General features: G+C 38.2%; 29 protein-coding genes and 1 tRNA gene. 27 read left to right on the top strand and 3 right to left on the bottom strand.

The genetic code is table 11. The annotated features are described in order from the left end of the window. Positions 1-215 precede the first annotated feature (215 nt). Positions 216-1,109 (bottom strand): YaiO family outer membrane beta-barrel protein, encoded by an 894-nt coding sequence (gene yaiO / locus EVJ47_00465; protein RZD14794.1) that lies wholly within the window; start codon positions 1,107-1,109, stop codon positions 216-218. Positions 1,110-1,167: 58 nt separating this feature from the next. Continuing rightward, positions 1,168-1,500, bottom strand: coding sequence for a hypothetical protein (locus EVJ47_00460; GenBank protein ID RZD14793.1), 333 nt, complete (start codon positions 1,498-1,500; stop codon positions 1,168-1,170). Positions 1,501-1,881: 381 nt separating this feature from the next. Between EVJ47_00460 and EVJ47_00455 the strand changes: the two genes are divergently transcribed. The 25 genes from EVJ47_00455 to EVJ47_00335 all read left to right on the top strand — a co-directional run bounded on the left by EVJ47_00455 (position 1,882) and on the right by EVJ47_00335 (position 19,066). After that, positions 1,882-3,885, top strand: coding sequence for a diguanylate cyclase (locus tag EVJ47_00455; protein ID RZD14792.1), 2,004 nt, complete (start codon positions 1,882-1,884; stop codon positions 3,883-3,885). A gap of 127 nt (positions 3,886-4,012) precedes the next feature. Next, a complete protein-coding gene (locus tag EVJ47_00450; protein RZD14791.1) occupies positions 4,013-4,210 on the top strand; it encodes a DUF2191 domain-containing protein in 198 nt (65 codons plus the stop codon). Then, positions 4,200-4,601, top strand: a complete 402-nt coding sequence (locus EVJ47_00445; GenBank protein RZD14790.1) for a PIN domain-containing protein — start codon at positions 4,200-4,202, stop codon at positions 4,599-4,601. Before EVJ47_00450 ends, EVJ47_00445 begins: the two co-directional genes overlap by 11 nt. A 31-nt stretch (positions 4,602-4,632) precedes the next feature. Continuing rightward, positions 4,633-4,717: transfer RNA gene (locus tag EVJ47_00440), tRNA-Leu, on the top strand. A 56-nt stretch (positions 4,718-4,773) separates the two neighbouring features. Continuing rightward, a complete protein-coding gene (locus tag EVJ47_00435) occupies positions 4,774-5,508 on the top strand; it encodes a YebC/PmpR family DNA-binding transcriptional regulator (protein ID RZD14789.1) in 735 nt (244 codons plus the stop codon). After that, positions 5,474-6,037 (top strand): crossover junction endodeoxyribonuclease RuvC, encoded by a 564-nt coding sequence (gene ruvC / locus EVJ47_00430; protein RZD14788.1) that lies wholly within the window; start codon positions 5,474-5,476, stop codon positions 6,035-6,037. The genes EVJ47_00435 and ruvC overlap by 35 nt, the downstream gene beginning before the upstream one ends. 18 nt (positions 6,038-6,055) lie before the next feature. Further along, on the top strand, positions 6,056-6,877 hold the full coding sequence (locus EVJ47_00425; GenBank protein RZD14787.1) for a Holliday junction branch migration protein RuvA: 822 nt from the start codon (positions 6,056-6,058) through the stop codon (positions 6,875-6,877). 70 nt (positions 6,878-6,947) lie between these two features. After that, positions 6,948-8,030 (top strand): Holliday junction branch migration DNA helicase RuvB, encoded by a 1,083-nt coding sequence (gene ruvB, locus EVJ47_00420; protein ID RZD14786.1) that lies wholly within the window; start codon positions 6,948-6,950, stop codon positions 8,028-8,030. A gap of 9 nt (positions 8,031-8,039) precedes the next feature. Next, entirely contained in the window at positions 8,040-8,576 is a 537-nt protein-coding gene (locus EVJ47_00415; protein RZD15523.1) for an epoxyqueuosine reductase QueH, read from the top strand. Positions 8,577-8,827: 251 nt separating this feature from the next. Beyond that, positions 8,828-9,853 (top strand): UDP-3-O-[3-hydroxymyristoyl] N-acetylglucosamine deacetylase, encoded by a 1,026-nt coding sequence (gene lpxC / locus EVJ47_00410; GenBank protein RZD14785.1) that lies wholly within the window; start codon positions 8,828-8,830, stop codon positions 9,851-9,853. A gap of 212 nt (positions 9,854-10,065) precedes the next feature. Beyond that, complete coding sequence (locus tag EVJ47_00405; protein ID RZD14784.1) at positions 10,066-11,703, top strand: hypothetical protein; 1,638 nt, start codon at positions 10,066-10,068, stop codon at positions 11,701-11,703. Between the two features lie 354 nt (positions 11,704-12,057). Next, positions 12,058-12,252, top strand: a complete 195-nt coding sequence (locus tag EVJ47_00400) for a type II toxin-antitoxin system HicA family toxin (protein RZD14783.1) — start codon at positions 12,058-12,060, stop codon at positions 12,250-12,252. 5 nt (positions 12,253-12,257) lie between these two features. Then, positions 12,258-12,467 (top strand): type II toxin-antitoxin system HicB family antitoxin, encoded by a 210-nt coding sequence (locus tag EVJ47_00395; GenBank protein RZD14782.1) that lies wholly within the window; start codon positions 12,258-12,260, stop codon positions 12,465-12,467. Between the two features lie 450 nt (positions 12,468-12,917). After that, positions 12,918-13,133 (top strand): DUF4258 domain-containing protein, encoded by a 216-nt coding sequence (locus EVJ47_00390; protein ID RZD14781.1) that lies wholly within the window; start codon positions 12,918-12,920, stop codon positions 13,131-13,133. Between the two features lie 280 nt (positions 13,134-13,413). Then, positions 13,414-13,614 carry a DUF2283 domain-containing protein gene (locus EVJ47_00385; GenBank protein ID RZD14780.1) on the top strand — a complete coding sequence of 67 codons (201 nt, stop codon included), beginning with the start codon at positions 13,414-13,416 and terminating at the stop codon, positions 13,612-13,614. A 207-nt stretch (positions 13,615-13,821) separates the two neighbouring features. Then, positions 13,822-14,112, top strand: a complete 291-nt coding sequence (locus tag EVJ47_00380) for a type II toxin-antitoxin system RelE/ParE family toxin (protein RZD14779.1) — start codon at positions 13,822-13,824, stop codon at positions 14,110-14,112. Positions 14,113-14,121: 9 nt separating this feature from the next. Then, complete coding sequence (gene higA / locus EVJ47_00375) at positions 14,122-14,379, top strand: addiction module antidote protein, HigA family (GenBank protein ID RZD14778.1); 258 nt, start codon at positions 14,122-14,124, stop codon at positions 14,377-14,379. A 107-nt stretch (positions 14,380-14,486) separates the two neighbouring features. Continuing rightward, on the top strand, positions 14,487-14,753 hold the full coding sequence (locus EVJ47_00370) for an AbrB/MazE/SpoVT family DNA-binding domain-containing protein (GenBank protein ID RZD14777.1): 267 nt from the start codon (positions 14,487-14,489) through the stop codon (positions 14,751-14,753). After that, positions 14,746-15,213: a PIN domain-containing protein gene (locus EVJ47_00365; protein RZD14776.1), complete on the top strand. Its 468-nt coding sequence runs from the start codon at positions 14,746-14,748 to the stop codon at positions 15,211-15,213. The genes EVJ47_00370 and EVJ47_00365 overlap by 8 nt, the downstream gene beginning before the upstream one ends. Positions 15,214-15,614: 401 nt before the next feature. Beyond that, the gene (locus tag EVJ47_00360) at positions 15,615-15,881 is read left to right on the top strand and encodes a DUF4258 domain-containing protein (protein ID RZD14775.1); all 267 of its coding nucleotides are present in this window, start codon (positions 15,615-15,617) and stop codon (positions 15,879-15,881) included. A 4-nt stretch (positions 15,882-15,885) separates the two neighbouring features. Further along, positions 15,886-16,098: a DUF2283 domain-containing protein gene (locus EVJ47_00355; protein RZD14774.1), complete on the top strand. Its 213-nt coding sequence runs from the start codon at positions 15,886-15,888 to the stop codon at positions 16,096-16,098. A 243-nt stretch (positions 16,099-16,341) separates the two neighbouring features. After that, complete coding sequence (locus EVJ47_00350) at positions 16,342-16,599, top strand: AbrB/MazE/SpoVT family DNA-binding domain-containing protein (protein RZD14773.1); 258 nt, start codon at positions 16,342-16,344, stop codon at positions 16,597-16,599. Between the two features lie 4 nt (positions 16,600-16,603). Further along, positions 16,604-17,005 carry a type II toxin-antitoxin system VapC family toxin gene (locus EVJ47_00345; protein RZD14772.1) on the top strand — a complete coding sequence of 134 codons (402 nt, stop codon included), beginning with the start codon at positions 16,604-16,606 and terminating at the stop codon, positions 17,003-17,005. Between the two features lie 343 nt (positions 17,006-17,348). After that, positions 17,349-17,564 carry a DUF3311 domain-containing protein gene (locus EVJ47_00340; GenBank protein RZD14771.1) on the top strand — a complete coding sequence of 72 codons (216 nt, stop codon included), beginning with the start codon at positions 17,349-17,351 and terminating at the stop codon, positions 17,562-17,564. Next, complete coding sequence (locus EVJ47_00335) at positions 17,564-19,066, top strand: sodium:solute symporter (GenBank protein RZD14770.1); 1,503 nt, start codon at positions 17,564-17,566, stop codon at positions 19,064-19,066. The genes EVJ47_00340 and EVJ47_00335 overlap by 1 nt, the downstream gene beginning before the upstream one ends. Before the next feature lie 108 nt (positions 19,067-19,174). Here EVJ47_00335 and EVJ47_00330 read toward each other — a convergent pair whose 3' ends face one another. Continuing rightward, entirely contained in the window at positions 19,175-20,335 is a 1,161-nt protein-coding gene (locus EVJ47_00330; protein RZD14769.1) for an iron-containing alcohol dehydrogenase, read from the bottom strand. Between the two features lie 272 nt (positions 20,336-20,607). Between EVJ47_00330 and pstS the strand changes: the two genes are divergently transcribed. Then, complete coding sequence (gene pstS, locus EVJ47_00325) at positions 20,608-21,702, top strand: phosphate ABC transporter substrate-binding protein PstS (GenBank protein RZD14768.1); 1,095 nt, start codon at positions 20,608-20,610, stop codon at positions 21,700-21,702. A gap of 190 nt (positions 21,703-21,892) precedes the next feature. Further along, complete coding sequence (locus tag EVJ47_00320; GenBank protein ID RZD14767.1) at positions 21,893-22,579, top strand: Uma2 family endonuclease; 687 nt, start codon at positions 21,893-21,895, stop codon at positions 22,577-22,579. Positions 22,580-22,628 lie beyond the last annotated feature (49 nt).

The raw sequence follows: 22,628 nt of genomic DNA, 5'->3' as shown, positions 1-22,628 counted from the left end.
GAATAAATATAGAAAACCTACATATATAAAGGGTTATGGCTGGATAAAGAAATAGCACCAATAAAACAGGCGATAAAAGACCTATGCTTTCCCAAAAAACTTTTTTTTTGGAAAACGTTTCCTTTCTGTATGCCCTGTGGTAGTAAATAGTATCTTTTATCGTGTCTGTTTTCATGTCTGTTTATTATTCATCTATTATTAACTATTAATATTAATCAGAAGTTTTTAAAAATACCTATACTTATTCCGTAAGCTCTATAATTACCTTGAAGAATAAAATAGTCCAATTTTCCTATAATTCCAAAATCTTTTTTTAGCCATATCCTTTGGCGTATTTCTATATTCAGAGCATTATAATTTACGGCGCTTTGATACCGTACCGGCAGGTATGTCGTTAAATATGCCTCGTTTCCGGTAGTTACATTAAGGTATGTCCTCTCCCAATAACGTTTTCCGTAACCTATGGAATAAAGATGAGACCATGAAACAACATTGCCAGGATCGCTGATAACCCTGAACAAGCGGTAGCTTGCTATCCATCGCTTATAATAATAGGTAAGCCCGGTGGAAGCTATCAGATTTAAATTATTATCGTTATATTTTATGTATGACCCGCCTATTTCCCAAACAATATTTTTATTTTTGCCGAGTTTAAAATTAAAATTATTGTCTGCTCTAAACTCAGGCAAATAAAGATAATTGGTACCGCTTGAAATATCGGAGTATGTGTAAAGCCAGGGCGTCCAAATCGTGTAAGCGCCGATTGTTCCAAGTAAGCCTTTACCCTCTATTGTTCTTGAAAATCCGTCCGCTTCGATAAAATAATTGAATTTTTTAATAGAATTATTATAATACTTCACGGTGCCGATGTACCATGAACCATAGATTCCATGCGGCTCGAGAAAATAGTAAGAAGCGCCCACGTCGATCCTTTGATTATCGGATGAAACTTTGCCGGCAAAAACAGTTTTGGAAAACGAAAACATAGAAAAAATAATGATGAACAGCGCAATTACCAAACCTGTAAATTTAAATTTTATCGTCAAATATTTTTCAATGACCGGTATAATACAAGTCTCCTTTCTATTAAAAGCTATTAATCCTTTCATTTTCTATCCTTTTTAATTTTTAATCCCCTTTAACATCCTGTATCTTTTTAAGATAATCTTAAAAAAGATTTATTTCCTTATACCTCTTTAGGGTTTCGCCTATCAAATCTCTTTTGTCGAACTCCATTCCGACAATATAATTTATAAAATTTGCGACAACGGCCGCATTTTTATTTCCTTTAATCAACGCTATCCGTTCGCCGTTTACCACTACAGGATAACCCATACAAATATCCGCCCCTAAACCGGTTCTTCCAATATTTGCTAAAATATTACCTTTATCGCCTAATATTAATAAACGGGCATCTAAAACATTCGCAGTATTATCTAACAGCTCGGCCACCTCTTTTCTATAAAATAATTTTTTTAATATTTGTTCTATATTTTTCATGTTTTATTTTTTTTCTCTGTCTTTTTATCATATACTACAGCAATTTTAATGCCATCATATAAATTTTTCGGAGTTTCCTTTTATTCTAAGGCTGTCATGGGATATAAACGGGGTTGGAAATAAAAATCAATACTGAAAAAACCGGCAGATAAGTTGGCGATACAGGAACAAAGTTGGCACTGATGCCAACATCGTTGGCAGTAGTCGGTGTAGCCCTTCCATCATTGAATATTACAATATTGCCGTTTCCGCCTTTATTTTCCTCGCCCGTGCCCCGCGTCCTTCCATGGCACGGGAGTTGCTTTACTTTAATAATATAGGTATTCGAATAATTTTAATCTGAGTAAAAATATTAAATAATTATTTATAAAAGGTATTTTTATGCTAAATTCTTCCGATTCTCTGCTTGAAATATTAAGTAGTTCCATGTATTTTGGATATTTTGTATACGGCGAAGGAGGCAGAATAATTTATATAAATCGGCATTTTGCGGAAATTTTAGGATATGACGCTAAAGAACTTATCGGCAAAAATTTTATAGATTTTATATTAAATCCCGAAGAAAAAATTCAATCTTATATATCTAGGCGGCTTAACGGGGAAGAATTCACAAGAGAAGACGCATATTATATTTTTAAAACAAAAAAAAATTCATTAATACCTATTTCTGTGTCGACTTACACGGTTTTTTACGAAAATAAACCGGCTGGGCTTGCGATTGGAATAGACAAAGCACAAGAGAAACTTTACGAAAGGCTCTTTCTTTTTACAAGCCAAATAAACCAGATAATAGTCAGGGTGTCCGACGAAGGAACTCTTCTGCGCAAAATATGCGATATTTTTGTAGATATCGTCGGATACGATGCCGCAGTCGTAGGATGCGTCGACGATTTTAACCTTTTTAAACAAAAATACGCAAAGGCTAAAACTAAAGAACATGAAGACGGTATAATGTCTCTTATCATAGGGGTAAATCCGGATACGCCTTACGGTAAAGGTTCGGTAGCAAGAGCCTATGCAAGCAAAAAAATCAGCCTTGTCTCCGGCGCGTCGAAAGACTCTGCTTCAAGAGCATTGCACGATTATTACGAAAGATTTAATATAAACTCCGTCTGTTCGATACCGATTTTAAAAAACGATAAAGTTGAATATATATTTTTGCTTATGGATTCCATGCAGAATGTGTCCAGCGAAAACAAAATAGACGAGATAATAGAACTTGCAAATTTATGCGCCGAAGAGATTTCAAGCGTAATAAAAACGGCTATAAACTCCGGAGAAATATCTTCTTCCTATATATGGGACAGAAATTATATTCCCGTCCGCGATACTAATCCTCAGAAATATAAAACCCGTTTCAGTTCCTTCGTTAAAAATCGGATCCAGCCTATAGAAGATAAATATTTAAGGATGAACCCTAATTTCAGGTTTTTCGTTTTAACGGATAACAACGGCTATGTTGCCGCGCACAACGGTATTAACGACCAGCCTTTAACCGGCGATTACAAAAAAGACCTTTATGGCAACCGTTCGATGAGGATTTTCGATGATCCTGTCGGTTTGGCGGCGGCGAAAAATACGGACAGGTTTATCATCCAGACTTATGAGAGGGATACCGGCGAGGTTATGAGCGATATCGGCGTTCCTGTATTCATAGACGGAAAACACTGGGGCGGCATAAGGGTCGGCGCAGGGGAAGAACGCATGAACCTTCTCGAAGAAATTCAGTTAGACGTTGCTTACGCATTAGAAAAAATAGAGTCCCAGCGGAATATGCTTATACGTCAGGAAAAACTCAGGATTGCGGCGTTTTACGACGCGCTTACCGGTTTGCCAAACCGCCGCGCCCTCACAGACGAACTGGAAAAAACTATAGCAAGGGCTATGCGGCAGAACTGGCAGACTGCGGTAGGAATGATAGATTTGGACGGTTTCAAACCCGTAAACGACACCTATGGACATGAAGCCGGCGATACCGTTCTTCAGATTATAGGAAAGCGGTTAAGGGACTCTTTGCGCAAAACCGACTTCATTGCAAGAATCGGGGGAGATGAATTTGCTGTTATAATAGAAGACTGTAAAAATATTAAATCCTTAATTCCCATATTTAATAAAATCGAAGAAAGCGTCCGCGTTCCGGTTGCGCTTTCGGAAAGTAAAACCGTTACGATAGGCCTGAGCATGGGTGTACATATTTGCCATATAGATAATGACGTTACAGCCGACACTCTCCTGCGGTATGCCGACGACGCGCTATATCAAAGCAAGGAACACAAGGCGGACAGAAAATACTTCTGGACGGTTAATAGACCCTTTAAATTAAAAAAGAAAAGCCTCGTCGGCGCTACGAATAAACTTACTGATCCTGTCCCTTTTTCTTTTTAAAAACTCTGCATTTAAAAAATCGTTTACAAATATTGCGCGCTATTGACATTTGCACAAAAAATAATTTATAATTGTGCATGTATTATGCATATTTTATAAAACAAGTAAATGTATAAGGTATATAGTAATGCGCACAACAATCACGATAGATAAAGATATAATAGATGACTTAATTAGGGAAACTCATGTAAAAAGCAAAGCCTCTGCCGTGAAAATAGCCATCGAGTCTTATCTTAAAAAAAAGAAAATAGAGAAAATTCAATCTTTAAAAGGCAAACTTGAATTCGATATGACCGCGGACGAAATAAGGCATTATGAAAGATGAAAAAATCTTAATAGACACTTCCATCTGGATAGATTATTTTAAAAAACAAAATGCCGCTGTCGTTGAGGTTATGGATTTAATTCTTGCCAAAAACGATATTTACGTGCCTAAAGTGGTGATAGCCGAGCTTATACAGGGTTCGAAATCGGAAAGAGAGGTCTTGGTTATAGAGGAATTTTTAGATGCATTTTATATTATAGATAATGCAGGCAGCACATGGATAAAAGCCGGAAAATTATCTTTTACTATGAAACAGAACGGGAAAACGGTAAATCTTATAGATTGTTATATATCTATTATGGCTATGGAGAATAACTGCGCAATATATACTTTAGACAAGCATTTTAGCGAGATAAAAAATTTTATAAAAATTAAATTATTAAAGGCCTAAAAATAAGTATAAGTATTGCTTTATTATCTTTGCGAGAGTGGCGAAACTGGTATACGCACTGGACTTAGAATCCAGCGGAGCAATCCTTGGGGGTTCGAGTCCCCCCTTTCGCACCATATCATTATAATTTTTTAGCCGATTTTATTTATTATTTCATTATTTGGGGGTTTTTATGTCCGGTCACAGTAAATGGAGCACCATTAAAAGAAAAAAGGGGGCTTTGGACGCAAAGAGGGGCAGGATTTTTACCAACATCATCCGCGAGATTATCACAAGCACCAGAATAGGCGGGAAAGATGCGTCCACTAACCCGAGATTAAGGCTCGCCATCGAGGAAGCTAAAGCCGCCAATATGCCCAAAGATAATATCGAAAGGGCTATGAAAAAGGGGGCGGGAGAGCTTGAAGGCGAGACTTACGAGGAAATAATATATGAGGGATACGGTCCAGCGGGGGTGGCTTTACTTATCGAGACTTTAACCGATAATAGAAATAGAACCGTTTCAGAGGTTAGGCATGCGCTGTCGAGGCATGGCGGCAGTCTTGGAGAATCGGGCTGCGTTATGTGGATGTTTAACAAAAAGGGCGTTATAGGGTTCGATGCAAGCCTCTATCCTGAAGACACGGTTATGGAAGCGGCGCTCGAGGCGGGAGCCGAAGACATAAAAACCGAAGATGACGAGGTATTGGTCTATACGGACATAAAAGACTTCGAGGCCGTTAAATCCGCATTCGAGTCTAAGGGAATGAAAGAAAAGTTTTCCGAACTTTCTTATATACCACAGACAAATATCGAGCTTAAAGGAAAAGAGGCAGACCAGATGGTTAAACTTATGGACGCGCTGGAAGAGATAGAAGGCATTCAAAACATTTATGCGAACTTTGATATACAAGAAGCGGAGGCTTAATTTTTCCTTTATGAGTTACAGGATTTTGGGAGTTGACCCGGGTTCAAGGCTGACAGGTTGGGCGGTTTTGGATTTACCGTCTTTCGGAAGGACTTTTAATTTAATATCCTGCGGGTTAATAGATGCAAAAAATAAAGAATTTCCTTCCAATTTGGGTAAAATTTACGAGGAACTAAGAGAGGTTATGAAGGAATATTCGCCGGGCATAATGTCTTTGGAATCTGTGTTTTCAGGAGTAAATCCCGCTTCTTTAATTAAACTTTCTCAGGCAAGGGGGGTTATATGTCTTTTATCATCCGTTTTCAACATAAAATTAAAGGAATATTCGCCGAGGTTCGTAAAAAAGAGTATCGCAGGTTATGGGGATGCAAATAAACAGCAGATGAAAGAGGCATTAAATATAATATGCGCTTCTAAAAGTTCCAACATTAAGGCTTTTTTAAACGATAATATGGACAGCAACATATCGGACGCTCTTGCAATAGCGGTTTGCTGCGCCACCGATATGTCGAACTTTATTTATTCTTAAAAATCTTAAAAATGGGAAATGATCGCCTATTTAAAAGGAAGGGTAATTTACAGGGATAACGAAAAATCCTCTATAATACTGGAAGTCAACGGGGTCGGATATGAGGTTTTTATGGCGGAGCGGTCGGAAACCTCCGGCAGCCTAAGCCTTTTTATTTACACATATATCAGGGAAGACCGTATTACGCTTTACGGGTTTCGTACCTCCCTGCAAAGAGAAATATTCAGCCTTCTTCTGGAAGTTAAAGATGTCGGACCAAAGCTTGCCGTAACAGTTCTTTCGGGAATCGACTCCAATAACTTTTTAAATATTTTAACCACGCAGGACATATCCGCGCTATCGCAAATTAAAGGCATAGGCAAAGCTAAAGCCGAACGCATCATTATGGAGCTTAAAAATAAAATCCTTAAAAAACCCGCTTTAATCAGCGATATAAAGGCTGAAGATATTTGCAATTATAATTATAAGGATATTGGCGAAAACAAACACGGCGGCGCAGGTTTGGATAATAATTTAAATTCCGTTGATGCCCCAACCCCGCATGTCCCGCCCGCTACAGCGGGAAAGTCCCTACGGGACTTCACGAGCACGGAGTGCGAGAGCGAAGCGGTAATCCAGAGAGGCGCTATGGATAATAATTTAAATTTTACCGATGCCTCCAGTATTATTCTTGAATCTTCATGTGCTTTAGAGGCGTTGGGATATTCAAAATTAGAGTCTTTTAATCTTGCAAGCAAGGTTTATACAAATATTATAAAAGGCGGGGGAATAACGAATATCGACACCGAAATATTGACAAAGGAGTGTTTGAGGTATATATACTCGTTAAAAAATATTTAATTATAATTGCCTTAGATGTTTCGTCCTGCAAATTATTATATAATATATGATATAGAATATAGGATAATATATGAGTTCTTTTAAAAAAGATTTTACGGATGAAGACGATAAAAATATCGATAATAAGGAACTTCACGGGAGCGAAGCGGAAGGTTTATTAAATGAAGAGGGTAACGAATTTGACAACCCTGTAAGACCCACCAGTTTCGACGAATATATCGGTCAAACCCAACTCAAAGAAAATCTTTTAATTTTTATAAATGCTTCTAAAAAAAGAAGTTCTACTCTGGGGCATCACGATTTAGACCACCTTTTATTTTTTGGGCCGCCGGGGCTTGGCAAAACCACGCTTGCAAGTATCATATCCCATGAACTCGGGGTTAATATAAAAATAACCTCAGGGCCTTCAATCGAAAAGGCGGGCGATATTGCGGCGCTTTTATCTTCCGCAGGCAACGGCGATATTATATTTATCGACGAGATACACAGGCTGCCGAAGCCGGCCGCCGAGATGCTTTATCCCGCCATGGAGGATTTTAAACTCGATATTATAATAGGCGAGGGCGCAACGGCAAAATCCATAAGAATCAGTCTGCCGAGGTTTACGCTTATCGGCGCAACCACAAGGGCAGGGCTTATTCCGTCTCCGCTTCGGGACAGGTTCGGGTTTTCTTCGAGACTTGAATATTATGAACCGGGTGACCTTGCAAGGATTGTTATAAGAAGCGCATCCCTTTACGGCATTAAGATAGACAATAAGGCCGCTTTTGAAATTGCGCGCCGTTCAAGGGGAACGCCAAGGATTGCAAACAGACTTTTAAGGAGGCTGAGGGATTATATGGTTCATTTAAAGAAAGATGCCGTTGACATAAGCGTTGCAAAATTCGGCATTGAAAGCCTCGGGATTGACGAATTAGGGCTTGATGCTAACGACAAACTTTTTTTAAGAATGATAATAGACAAATTTGGCGGCGGACCGGTGGGCATAGAAACGATTGCGCAGGCAATGAACGACGAAAAAGATACCCTTGAGGATGTAATCGAGCCTTACCTTGTGTCTTGCGGGTTTATATTGCGGACAAAAAAGGGCAGGATTGCCACGGAACTTGCTTACAAGCATTTTGGGCTGACAAAAGAAGACTCGTTGTTTTAAATGAAAAAAATGGAAAATAAACTTTTGCTCCACATCTGTTGCTCTCCTTGCCTGATGTATCCTTATACCGTCGTCGATAAAAAATTCGATACCGTTATAGGTTATTTTTACAATCCGAACATACATCCTTACAGTGAATATTCGAGGCGGGAGGAGTCGCTAAAGAAATTTGCGGAAAAAGCCGGCCTTAAGGTTATCTGCGAAAAAAATTACGATATGGAGGAGTTTATTAGAAATGTCGCATTCAGGGAAGAAAACCGCTGCTATTACTGCTTAAGCAAAAGGCTTGAAAAAACCGCTTCCCTTGCCAAATCCTCCAAATTTACCCATTTTTCGACCACTCTTTTATACAGCAAACATCAAAAACACGATTACCTCAAAGAGGTCGGTTTTAACCTGCAAAAAAAATACGGCGTTAATTTTTATTATGAAGACTTCAGGCTGGGCTATAAGGAAGGAGTGAAACTGTCTTACGAATACGGCTTATACCGCCAGAATTACTGCGGGTGCATTTACAGCGAAAAAGAAAGGTTTTATAAACCATGAATTTTAGTTCGCACCATAATGCGAACAAAAATTCGTATTTAACCCAACCTCAAGAAAGCTCGTTTTGTAGCCGTAGTATAACCGCTTGATTTTCTTAATTTTTATCTATTTAAATCATTTATATCGTCATTGGCACATTTTTTGCACATAAAACTATAAATAATTGCCGTTACGGCAAAGGCGGGATTAAGATATTCCAACCCGCTTCGCCGAAGCGGTAATCCAGAAGGGTTTAGAGGTAAACTATTACGATGGAAAAATTTGCGATATTAAAAGAAGAAAAAGACGAATTTCAATGCACTGTAGCCAATATGCTTTTCTTTAAAGGAATCGGTTTGCACACGGGCAAAGAGTCGTCCATTGCGGTTAAACCGGCAAAAGCAGGTTCGGGCATTACTTTCGTACGAAAGGACTTAAAGCCGAATGTTATAATTAAGGCCGATGCGGGCAATATCTGTTCCACGACATTAAGAACCAGCATAGGAAGGGCAGGTAAAGAGGCTGGAAGCGGCAAAAGCGGCACAGGGTGCATTTCTACCGTCGAACATTTAATGTCGGCTTTATGGGGTGCGGGTATCGACAATGCCGTTATAGAGGTTTACGGAGACGAGATTCCGGCTATGGACGGCAGCGCAAGAGTCTTTTACGAAGCGTTTTACGAAAGCGGCATTAAAGAACTGAATGCAAACAGAAGGTATATAGAAGTATTTAAACCGATAATATTAAAGAGCGGGGATATTTATTCGGAAAAGCATGCGGGGGAGCAAAGCGCAAACGAGGGCGAGGTAAGCATTGCCGTATATCCCGCAAACGGCTTCGAAATATCTTATATTATGGACTTTAATCACCCGTTAGTAAATTCCGGCTCAATCGATTTGAAAATTGACGGGTTTAACTTTCATAAGGAGATTTCGAAGGCAAGGACATTCGGTTTCTTAAAGGATGTCGAATATTTAAAAAAGAACGGGCTTGCGCTGGGCGGAAGCTTGGATAATGCTTTAGTGCTGGATGAAACCTCGGTTCTTAACAAAGAAGGGCTCAGATATAAAGACGAGTTCATAAGGCATAAAGTACTGGATTTAATCGGCGACTTATATCTTTCCGGTTACAGGATTAAAGGCAGGGTCGTTGCAAAAAAGACCGGCCACGATATAAATTCTAAATTAGTAAAGAAGATAAACGGTTTTTTAAATGACTCAAAACTAAAAGGCGGGATACAAGCGGAACAGGAGAAACAGGCGGCAGTCCCAAATGCCGGCGCAGCCCAGTTCGCGTAATATCGGAGGCGGCGCAATACTGTAATTAGCATATAAGCATATTCATATATTAGAATAAACCTGACTTTTATAATAAATTAATAATTTTTTAAAATATTTATTTATGCTTGACAAGCCAACTCGATATATGATAAGTTTTATTAAAACTACTGCTATAGGGGGATGTTCCAAGTTTTTTAATTTTTAAAATTTAATTTAATATGGAGGTAAAGATGAAAAGAAAAATTTCATTGCTGGCATTGCTCACGATTGCAATTGCCGGTTTTTTAGCACTAACAACGGCTTCACCGTCGTTTGCCGCTTCTCAGGCAAATAAGGCCGGCGTCAGCTTTTCAATGAGCGGGCAGTACATCGGCAAGGCTTTCTGGTCTCAGAATCAGTCTCAGCTGTTTACTACTACAGGTGCGTATCCTAATTCAAATTCCTTTGAAGTATTTCTTCAAAGATTAAGAATGAACGGTTCTATAAGCTACGATAAGTTAGCTCACGGCATGCCGCTTGCCGCTATTTTTACACAGTTTGACCTTACTAACGCTTATAACGGCGTTACAAACGGTTATGGAACAAACGGCTGGCAGGCATTAGGGTACACCACCGTGCCGACGGGTTTTAACCACGATTTTAACACTTTCGGCTTAAGGCAGGCTTACATCAGGTTTATTACCCCTATCGGCGCTATTATGTTCGGTCGTATGCCTGTTAAGTTCGGTCTCGGCGTTGCCGTCAACACTAATGCGGACGGTGTAGGCGATTTTATCCCGTTGGGCAATGTAGGGGTATTTGTCGGGAACTTATTCGGCAACGAAACAACCGCATGGAATAATGGAAATACACCAACCCCGATAGGCGCTCTTCCTCCTGCTCTTTATGGCTATTCTCACATTCAGAGCGGCACTATTCCGACATTAGAGGTCATGAGCTTAAAGCCGATGAACGATGTTTCATGGAGCGCTTGGTTAACAGAGGCACATTTAAATCAGTTTGGCGCTGTTCTTTCTTCTTTTCTTGCTGCTAATGCTGCTCTTTCGCCTACTCCCCCTTCTCCGGGCTCCCAATCATTACTCAGTGAGAGTGCCTCCGCCAACATAACTTACGGCGGGTTAAGCGCGACATACGCAAATAAAGGAACTAATGTTGCGGGAGAGTTTGACTATTTCAGAGGGGATATAATGAATTCTCCTTATGCTTTTTACAACAATGCGACCACGGATGACAGGACAAAGATTGGAAGCTATGACCTTTATTTAACGGGTTCCCAGTTGTTAAACACTTCCACTCCCACAACCGTCGGTTTAAAATTCGGCATAGGCGGTCCTATTTCCTATCAACATTTGGATATGACATATTATTCTCAAATTCAAAATACGAGAACATTATTTGGCGATGTCATTGGTAATAACTGGCAGTCAATTCAACTTTCCGCTCCCGGAATAGATTTATTTTACAATGCTCCCGGCGAAGCCATGGGCACAAATTTAGCCAACAGATATACGATTATGGTAGATGCAACGGAACATTTTACTGGAATGAACGATTTACAGGAATCGTTAATTCATGCCGCATGGTTAAAAAAATCTATAAACGGAACTGATATGTTTGGCGGCAACGATATAGGAACCGAATTTGACCTTAATTTCACGCATCACTTTACAAAAACGCTTGCATGGCAGGCATGGGGCGCTTATGTATGGACGGGAAGCGGTGTTGAGTCTGCCACTACTCCTGCTCCTAATCCTGTTAAACAAGTCCCGGGTAATTGGTTTGCTCCAAATCAGGGTTCCAACAACTTTGCCAATGCCTCGCATAAAGATATTACGGCTATTGGAACTGCCATTATCTGGAACTTCTAAGATTTGCAAAGTCGTTAGATTTAGTATAAGCAGTTTAACAATAAAACCCCCGAAACTAATCGCTTCGGGGGTTTTGCATTTCTTATCTCCATCCCCCCCCATTCCTTTCCTCTCCCATAATTCGTTGTTATGTTAAAAATAAAGGTGTCAGATTTATTTATTCCCTTACTCCCGACTGCATCTGCCGCAGTCGCTTGCCCAATAATTTTTTATTATATCAACTTAAAATATCTTTTAATTTTAGAGTTAATTTTTATTTATTAATGTCATATAATACAAACATAAACAATAACAATGTATTTATAAATGTAATGTTATTTGTAAATTTTTAGTGTTAAAATACAAATATAAAAAATGAAAATTCGTGATATAATAAAAATATTAGAAAAAGACGGCTGGGTTCTTATTGCGATAAAAGGCAGTCATAGACAATATAAGCATTCTAATAAAACGGGCAGGGTAACTATTGCAGGACACCCTAATGACGATATAGCAGCAGGAACATTAAACAGCATTTTAAAACAGGCAAAATTAAAGGAGAACAAATAGAATATATGCATAAATTACTTATTGTAATTGAAAAGGCGGGCAATAATTATTCGTGTTATTCGCCTGACCTGCCGGGTGTTATTTCTACAGGAAAAACCAAAGAAGAAACAAAAAAAAACATGGCTGAAGCCATTAAAATGCACATTGACGGATTAATAGAAGACGGAATAAATATTCCGGAATCTGTTTCTTTTGCAGAATACCTAACTATATAAAGAATTAAAGTCAACTATATTATTTAATCTCTTAAACCCTTGTCAAATCTGCATTTCAGGACTTATTGGCATTTATGCAATAAGTCCTTTTTTTCCCTGACTTTGACACCCCACCCCATTTAAGCAAATATCTTTTGTAAAACTATTCGGACAGACAGTACTGTTTCAGGCTTGAAGACTTGGATAAATTTATCGTTGACAACAAAAATTAAATGTGTCGGATTTATTTATTCAATCTTTGCAAAGTCGTTAGATTTAGTATAAGCAGTTTAACAATAAAACCCCCGAAACTAATCGCTTCGGGGGTTTTGCATTTCTTATCTTCATCCCCCTCATTCCTCTTTCCTATAATATCCAATTACGCCAACTTGATTATTTTATGGAATTAATGTATAAATAAATTAAATAATGCTAATAAAGATATCATATTTATTCCTAAGTTAATAATTTATGCTATTAAACGATTTTGAATTTAGCATACATGCAAATGATGTTATTAAAGAACGTAAAATTTCCGAAAAATGGATTTCCGATGCTTTAAATAATCCTGATTGGAATATTGTTAAAGAGGATGGAAACTTGCACTATTTTAAAAATATCTCGGAAAATAACGGAAGGGTTTTATACATGTTGTGGTCAACCATAATGCGTCCCCGAAAAGAATAGTTACGGTATATTTTGACAGAAAATATAAGAGAATTAAACAAGTCGAGACTAACCCTAATCCCGATTTAGAAAATATTTAAGATATTCCAACATTAAGTAATTCTGGATTCCCGCTGAAGCGGGTTGGGACACCCATTGGGTGAAAGGCTAAATTCCATAATTGTCATTCCTGCGTAAGCAGGAAAGTTTCTTTGAAACTTCACGAGGCTGAAAGCCGAGAGCGAAGCGATAATCCAGAATATAAAATCCTAAATCGGGATTTGGGGACTAAGGAGTAAAAATGAAATTAAAAGTGGACGAAGAAAGTGACGCCCTTTATTTTAGGTTAGACGAATCGCCTATAGTCGAATCTGAAGAGGTTGAGCCGGGTGTTATTTTAGATTTTAATTCAGATGGAAAAGTGGTTGGAGTAGAAATGCTCAATTTAAGTTTAAGGATAAATCCGGAACAGTTAAAGATACTGCAATACGAAACTGCTTAAAATAAATTTATTTTCTCACTCCCACTCCCGCTTGAATCTGCGCGGGGGGTATTTTCCCGTTTTCCATCCCAAGAAAATTAAATGTGTCCAAAATTAAATGTGTCGGATTTATTTATTCAATCTTTGCAAAGTCGTTAGATTTAGTATAAGTAGCTTGACAATAAACCCTTGAAGTTAACTGCTTCGGGTTTTTTTACCGCCATTTAACTGAATTTTATTAATATAGAAACCGAAAAGCTTTACCTAAACGGTTTTAGTAAAAAGATTCCACAACACATACAAAAAATTGCGATTCGCAAATTAGATATGATAGACGCTGCAGGAACATTGGACGATTTAAAAGCTCCTCCGGCTAACCGGCTTGAAGCCTTAAAAGGCGATTTGAAAGGATTTTACAGTATTAGAATTAACGACCAATACAGGATAGTTTTTACATTTAAAAATGGAAACGCACACGATGTTTATAGATGTTTATATATAACGGATTATCATAATTGAGGCAATAACATGAATATTTTTGATTTTAAAAGAGACGCTACGCATCCCGGAGAGGTTTTGAGAGAGGAATTTTTGAAGCCTCTAAATCTAAAACAGACAAAACTTGCTATGGATTTAAATGTTACGTTTAGGACAATAAACGAACTTGCAAACGAGAAAAGAAGTATTAGTCCTTTAATGGCTTTAAAGCTATCGGAATATTTTAAAACTACTCCCGAATTCTGGATGAATTTGCAGACAAAATATGATCTCTGTAAGACAAAATAAAATATGCTTCGCACAGCTTAAGCAAGATTAAAGAAAAAATATTGCAATTGTTTCCGAATTCTGATATTATGAAATCATACTTTAGAATAGGAGATTAAATACGTTATATGAAACCGTTTACGGCAGAAATAAAATCCCGGGGACAACTGACCATACCTAAAAAGATAAGGGACGCGGGTTATCTTGACGAAGGGCAGGTCGTTTCAATTATTCCCGCGGGCGACGCCATTATAGTCACGCCTAAAAGGCTTGAATTAGATGAAGCGCGAAGGGAAATCAAAAAAATTATCAAAAGGTCGGGGCTTTCCGTTGAAGAATTAATGAAAGGGCTTAAAAACGAAAGGGCAAAACTCTATAAAGAACTGTATGGGTGAAAAAACTATCAGAGTTTTTCTCGATTCAAATGTAATCTTTTCCGGAATTATTTCGGATAAGGGCGCGCCTCGCATCATTCTGGATATATTGAGTCTTAGAACTTCTTTCGTTACAGGAATAACGGGAGAATACAACCTCATAGAAATAGAAAGGAATATAAATAAGAAAATATCGGATGCAATGCATTTATACAAAGAATATTTACCCAAAGTTAATCTAGAGATTATAAAATTGCCGTCAGCCTCCGAAATTGATGAATATTCCGGTCATACCGCCGCCAAAGATATTCCGGTGCCTGTTTCGGCGATTAACGGCAAAGCCGATTATCTTGTTACCGGCGATAAAAAGGATTTTAAAAAACCTAAAATATTTGGAAATTATTCGTTTCAAATATTAAATCCTTCGGAATTTATTGACGGGATAATCCCCCTGATTTTTAAAGCGACTAAAAAAAATTAATTTTTCCGCCGAATTACCCCCCCAAAAAAAAATTATTAACGCCAAATTGGGATTTAGGAATTTATTTTCTGGATTCCCGCTTCGCTCTCGCTTTTCAAGCATCTTCGGCACGCAAGGGCGGCATGCGTCCTTTAACGCGTGCCTTCGATATGTGAAGTCCTTTTAAGGACTTTTCTGCCTACGCAGGAATGACTTTGAGAGGATTTATCGTTTCACCCGTTGGGTGTCATTCCCGCGTGGGCGGGAAACGAAGTACAGCGAAGCTCATCCAGTGTTAATATAGCTTTAAAGCCTGTTAAAAGATTTCTATCGGCAATTTTGGGCACTTATGTTAACTTGATTATTTTATGGAATTAATGTATAAATAAATTAAATAATGGATAATGATATTGAATTTTTAAATGAATATAATTTTTACCAGTCATGCTAAATTAGAAATGAAAAGAAGAAATATAAAAGAATCTCTTGTAATAAGCGTCATTAAAAAAGCGGGACAAAAAATAAATTCTAAAAATAACAGGATTATATTTCAAAGTAAATTTTTTGATGCCGATGCACAAACCAAAATGATTTTAAGAGTCATATGTGAATTGATTAAACAGGAAATCGTTAAAATAATAACCGTTTATAAAACTTCTAAAATAAAAAAATATTGGGTTGAGGATTAAAAATATGAAAGTCATATATGACGATGAAACCGATACATTGACGCTTATTTTTAATGACGGTAAAATTTCTGAAAGCGATGAAATAAAAGAGGGTATGATTTTAGATTATGATGACCAAGGAAAAGTAGTTTCCATGGAATTATTAGACGCGTCGGCGCAGGTTAAAGACCCTAAATTTATCTCTTATGAATTAAAAGAAATCAAGCAAGCTATGTAATGTATAAATTTAAATTAAAGGTGTACAAGATTTATTTCACTCCGGCAGGCATAAAAGCTTCGCTTTTATAAGCGCCCGCCTACGTATCTCACTCCTGCCCGCGTAAAATAAAATAAAATAAAGTCTGATTTATTTATTTCTTAAACCATTTTTTAAAGTTGACAAGGCATTTTTAGTATGATATAAATTTAAGTAATACATAAATTTTAAGTGTTATAAAACTATAGCGGAAGGAGAGCACACATGCCAAGAATAATAGAAAAAACAACAGTGACCAGCAAAGGACAGATAACCATTCCAAAAAAATATAGGGATATGTTGAAATTAAAAACTAACGATGCGGTTACATTTAGAGTAAGGCAAAATTCTATCGAGATTATACCGTTTACTTCAAATATAAGCAAATATTTTGGAAGGGTAAAACCGAAGGAAAGCCCTGAAGATTTTAAAAAAATAAGGGAGAAGTTCGAAGAAGCCGTTGCAGGGGGATTGAAAAAATAATATTATGCGCTTTGCGGATACAAATATTTTTCTCCGTTATCTTACCAACGATGATGCCGAAAAGGCTAAAAAGGTATTCTTCCTTTTAAAAAGGGTAGAAGAAGGCAAGGAAAAAATAATTACAAGCCCTTTAGTTATTTTTGAATTGATTTTCACGCTTGAAAAATTTTATAAAGTACCAAGAAAAGATATTAAGGAAATGGCGGCGGCTATCATTAATCTTGAAGGATTGGCCGTAGAATTTAAAGATGTCTTTATTTTTGCCCTTAAATTATTTGCGGAAAAAAATATATCTTTTGCCGATGCTTTTAACGCTTCAATTATGAAATTAAATAATATGACCGAGATTTATAGCTACGATACAGATTTTGATAAGATTGAAAAAATAAAAAGAATAGAGCCTTGAGAAAAAATAAAAAAAAATAAAGATGTCATATTTATTTCACTCCGGCAGGCATAAAAGCTTCGCTTTTATAAGCGCCCGCCTACGTATCTAAAGAAAATAAAGGTGTCAAAATAAGAGGGTCTGATTTATTTATTTCCCTCCCCCATAAATCTTGTCTCGTAGTTGCTGCCGATAAATTCAATTTTTCCGCCGAATTACCCCCCAGAATTATTAATAAAAATGATTGAGTTAATTTTATATTATTATATAATAAACCGATAAATGATAATTTAATCTTTAGAAATATATATCCGATTTTAAATTAGATATATTTTTCTAACATTGCTTTAGGGGAGGTTAATTTATGAGTAAGAATTTTTTGTTTACGGTTGCCGGGATATTAATCGCAATCCCGACTATCGTTCTTGCCGTTGTGCCGCTTTACAACCACTCTGACCCGGCTTTTTTAGGCCTGCCGTTTTTTTACTGGTTTCAGACGCTCTGGCTCGTTATAGCGACCATTCTTTATTCCTTTGCTTCATTACTGATTTCTAAAGTAAAAGGCGGAGGTGATAAATAATGTCCAATATTCAGGTAACGATAATAGTTTTTATCGCCCTTTTTTTGTTATTTACGATAATCGGCTTCTGGGCGTCGAAATGGCGGGCAGGGGATCTTAACCATTTGCATGAATGGGCATTAGCAGGCAATAAAATCGGCACATTCCTGATGTGGTTTCTCGTGGGAGCCGATATATATACGGCATATACCTTTATTGCCGTCCCATCGGGCGTGTTCGCAAAAGGAAGTCTATTCTTTTTTGCCGTTCCTTATGTTATGGCTACTTTCGGAATTGCAATGGTGGTAATGCCGAGCCTCTGGAAAGTATCCAAAGATAAGGGATATGTGACTGCCGTAGATTTCGTGAGGGATAAGTTTAACAGCAGGACGCTGGCAATATTAATCGCATTAACGGGAATAGTTGCCGAACTGCCTTATATTGCCCTCCAAATAGTCGGAATGAAAGCGGTGCTTCAGGTTATGCTTCTTTCGTTTGGAGACGCTAAGGTAATCAGTGAAATTGCTCTTTTAGTATCTTTTATAATACTTGCCGTATTCACATTCTGGAGCGGGCTGAGAGGCGCGGTTCTGACGGCGGTGATGAAGGATGCGATTATTTTAATTACGGTAGTGGCTATTATAATTTTAGTGCCGTTATCATACGGGGGATTTCATCATGCCTTCGCCGCCGCAAAAAATCTTGGAGCGGGAAAAACTCCGCCCGTCGATTATGTTACATTGCCGCCTTTATTAGTCAACGGTTATATAAGCCTTTTTATATTAAGCGCGCTTGCCCTGTATCTTTATCCCCATGCCATTAACGGGGTTCTCAGCGCTAAAAGCGCAAAAAGCGTCAGGCTAAGCACCGCCCTTCTTCCCATCTACGGTATAGGACTGGCATTTCTTGCAATGTTCGGAGTATTAATCTATGCCGTGCCTTCGGCTCTTAAAGCGGTGGGAGGGAACGGAATATTAGTCGTTCCTACTTTAATAGAAAAGACTATGCCGCCGTGGTTTACGGGTTTCGCGTTTCTCGGCATATTCATCGGGGGTTTGGTTCCTGCAGCCATAATGGCAATATCGCAGGCAAATCTTCTAACCAGAAATATAATAAAGGAGTTTAAACCGGACCTTGACCCCAAAGCAGAGGCAGATATAGCAAAATGGTCATCCGTCGTATTTAAATTTCTTGCGCTGGGGTTTGTCTTTCTTGTTCCCGAAACATACTCCATACAGCTTCAGCTTCTTGGCGGAATACTGATAGTTCAAACGCTGCCGCCCATATTTATAGGGCTTTACACTAAGTGGCTGAACAAGAATGCCCTTATCGCAGGCTGGCTTGTCGGAACGGCATCGGGACTTTATTTCGTTATGGAGGCAAACGCGGGGCATGCAATCGTTACTACTTTTATGCACACGCCGTTTGGGCTTTTGTATGTTGCGCTTATAGCCCTCGTCCTTAACCTTATAGTAACGACGGTATGGTCGGCGGCGGCAAATGCGGTTAAGGTTCGAAAATAAATAAAAAAGGGAATATAGTAAATGAAAAGCCCTCTTTTTTTAAGAGGGCTTTTTTATATTTTGAAGAAAAGAAAAAAGGTCCGATTTGTTTTCCGCGTTTTTAGTATCTTAATAACTTAATTCCAGCAGCCTCAAAGCCGCCTTTTCATCAACATCCTTTGGGTTGTTTTGTGCGGCAAATCCCATAGTGGCAAAAGCTTCTTTAGCCATTTTAGGCAGTCTGTCTTTTTCGACCCCTAAATCCTTTAAGCGGACATTTAAATTAATCGATTTTAAAATTTCCTCTATTTTTTCTATTAAAGCATAGGCGTATTCGTCGTCGCTTTTCCCTGCCCTTTTAACGCCGAGATGATGGGCTATGAGCATAAAATCCCTTTTGCATGCTTCAAGGTTGTATTTCATGGATTCTACCGTTAATGCGGCAAGACCTGCTCCGTGGGCGACATTCGGGTAATTGCCTGAAACGGGGTGCTCCAGCGCATGAATTATGCCTACGCCCGATAAGTCGATTGCAAGACCCGCAAGAGCGGAGGCTAAAGCCATATTTCCCCTTGCCTCCGGATTATTCGGTTCATTATAAGCCTTAATCAAGTTATCCTTTAAAAGATAAAAAGCCTGCATGCAGTAAGCAGAGGAAAAGGCGTTTCTCATTTTGCCCGTAAAAGCCTCAAGAACATGGACAAAAACATCGAAACCGGTGGTTGCCGTAACATAAGGGGGCATAGAAGTCATAATTTCGGGGTCGATTATTGCCTCTTTCGGATACATGCATTCATAGCCGAACCCCGGTTTTTCCTTTGTCTTCGGATTGGTCATTACGGAGTATCTGTTTACCTCGCTTCCCGTTCCCGAGGTTGACACGATTGTTATGACAGGCAGGGCGGCCGCGGCCGGTGTTTTAAGATAATCCCACACGGGAATATTTCCCTTTGCGGCAACCGCTATAGCCTTAGAGGAATCAAGGGGGCTCCCCCCGCCGAGTCCGATAATCAAGCCGACCCCCTTTTCTTTTGCGATGCGGGCAGCTTCGTCTATTTCATCTATTGTTGGATTAGGAGTTATTTTATCGTATATTACCTGCTTAACCCCCTCATCTTTTAAAATCTTTACAAGCCTGTCAAGGACGCCCGATTTTTGCATAGAGGTTTTGCCCGTAATTATCATTGCAAGATTTGAGTATTTTTTGGCAATTTTTCCAGTATTGTTTATAAATCCGTTTCCAAAATGGATTCTTACCGGATTAAAAACATTGATATTTAAAGATTCCATAAATTTGCCTCCGTTTTTTTATAAATTAATTTGTAAACAGCGAACCTGCGTAGTTTATAATCTGATTATTATATGCAAAAACGACATGGAATTCAACTAATGTAAAATTGTAACAAAAATTTAACAAAACTGTAATAAAACTGTAACATTAATTTGCTATTATAATAAAGTCAAAATAATTTAAAATGGAAAGCAAACAGCGTCATTGTAAAAATGAAGGCAAATTTAACAATTTAACAATCTAAAAATCTATTTATTTATGGAGGAGATTTATGGAAAAAAGAAATTTTAAAAAATTTTTTGGAGGTCTGGCGGCAATCGGTATTATTTTTCTCGTATCGGTTTTTGTTGCAGGATGCGCAAAGTCTAAAGCTCCAAGCGCGAAGTCAAAAGGTCCGTCGGGGACTATCACGATTTCAGGTTCCACGATGCTTTACCCGTTAAATTCCGTTTGGGCTGTCGAGTATCACAAGCTTCATCCGAATGTTACCGTTTCCGTCGCAGGTACCGGTTCAGGTTTCGGTATTTCTAACGCGGCTAACGGCAACATCACTATCGGGGCATCCGATGCTTACCTTACGAAAGAGTTTAAAAAGAGGTATCCGAACTTAGTGAATGTTCCCGTCGCTCTTGACGATGCGCAGGTTATTTACAACATTCCGGGAATACCGAACGATGTCAATCTTAAGATGACTCCTCAATTAGTCGCGGATATTTACTTGGGCAAGATTAATAATTGGGACAATCCGATATTTAAAAAATTAAATCCGCAGTACAAATTCCCAAACCTGCACATATTTGTTGTCCACAGGGCTGACGCGAGCGGAACTACATTTGATTTTACGAGCCTTTTAACCGATACTTCCAAAACATGGGCAAATAAAGTCGGAAGAAGCCTATCCCCCTCATGGCCTGTTGGAAGCGGATACTTGGGAAGCGACGCCGTGGTTGCCGCCGTTAAAAGCACCTCGGGAGCAATCGGCTATGTAGGCCTCGGATGGATTTTAGAATATCATCTTTCAAGCGCCGCTATGCTTAACAAAGCGGGTAATTATGTCGTGGGTTCCGTGGAAACGATTGCCGCAGCCGCTAATTCTGCCTTAGCACAGGGCGACTTTCCGGCTGATTTCGATAAATCTATAGTCTGGAATGTTTCGGCAAAAAATGCCTATCCCGATTCAAACTTTGAATTCTGGATGATTAGAAAAAAACAGCCGGATCCTTCTACCACCGCAACGATTAAGGATTTAGTAAATTGGGCGTTAGGACCAGGACAGGCGTCAAAATATACCGTAACAACAGGTTTTGCGCCGCTCCCGAAATCCGTTATGGGTAATGTTAAAAAACTTCTGGCGCAGGTAGAATAGACAACCGATAGACAACCGCAACCTTGCAATGATTAGATTAGCCCTTCGGTTTATTAAATAAATCGAGGGGCTTTTTCTTTAAGGATTTATAATAATAATTTTGTGATATAATATATACAGATTAGATTAATACAGATTGATTTTGTTTTTATTTATTTGCGCTAATTTTTGAATTAATTAAAATAAAATTATGAATAAAGTATTTCTATCCCAAGGATATAAAGAACATATTGCAAATAACAGCGAACCAAAGAAGGAATGCTCCGTTCAATTGCTTGGAACACTTCCGCTTCGCACCGATTATACCGTATTGGACTATTATGCTCTTCCGGAAGGAAGCCCCTATCAACTTATAGAAGGAGAGTTAATAATGACACCCGCACCCACAAGACACCATCAGTCAATATCTAGAAATCTTGAATTTTTAATTTTAAACCATGTAAAGAAAAATAATTTAGGTTTTGTTTACGATGCTCCGATAGATGTGTATCTTGACGATAATAATGCCTTTCAACCCGATATTATTTTTATATCTAATAATAATAAGTTTATTATGGAAGATAAGGGTATTCTGGGGGCGCCGGACCTTGTAATAGAAATCGCATCGCCGTCAACTATGGGTTATGATATAAGCGCCAAACAAAGAGTTTATGAAAGATGCGGCGTAAAAGAATATATTATGGTAAACCCTATGGAAAAATCCGTATCGGTATTCTTACCCGAAAATAAAAACATACATAACAATACCGGCAACGAACCTGAAAATAAGCCTAATTTTATCTGTCATAAAATAGATTTAAAAGAAAATAAGACGCTGCATATTAAAACTTTAGATTTAAAAATAGACTTAGAAGAGGTTTTTAAGCCCGATATCTAATCTAAATTATTGCAAAGTTTTTTGATTGACAAGCGGCGAATTTCAATAT

Origin of the sequence: Candidatus Acidulodesulfobacterium ferriphilum, from assembly GCA_004195035.1 — a bacterium.
Taxonomy (GTDB): Bacteria; SZUA-79; SZUA-79; order Acidulodesulfobacterales; family Acidulodesulfobacteraceae; genus Acidulodesulfobacterium; species Acidulodesulfobacterium ferriphilum.
The sequence above is the reverse complement of the archived record's forward strand: the minus strand, read 5'-3'. Positions and strand labels throughout refer to the sequence as shown.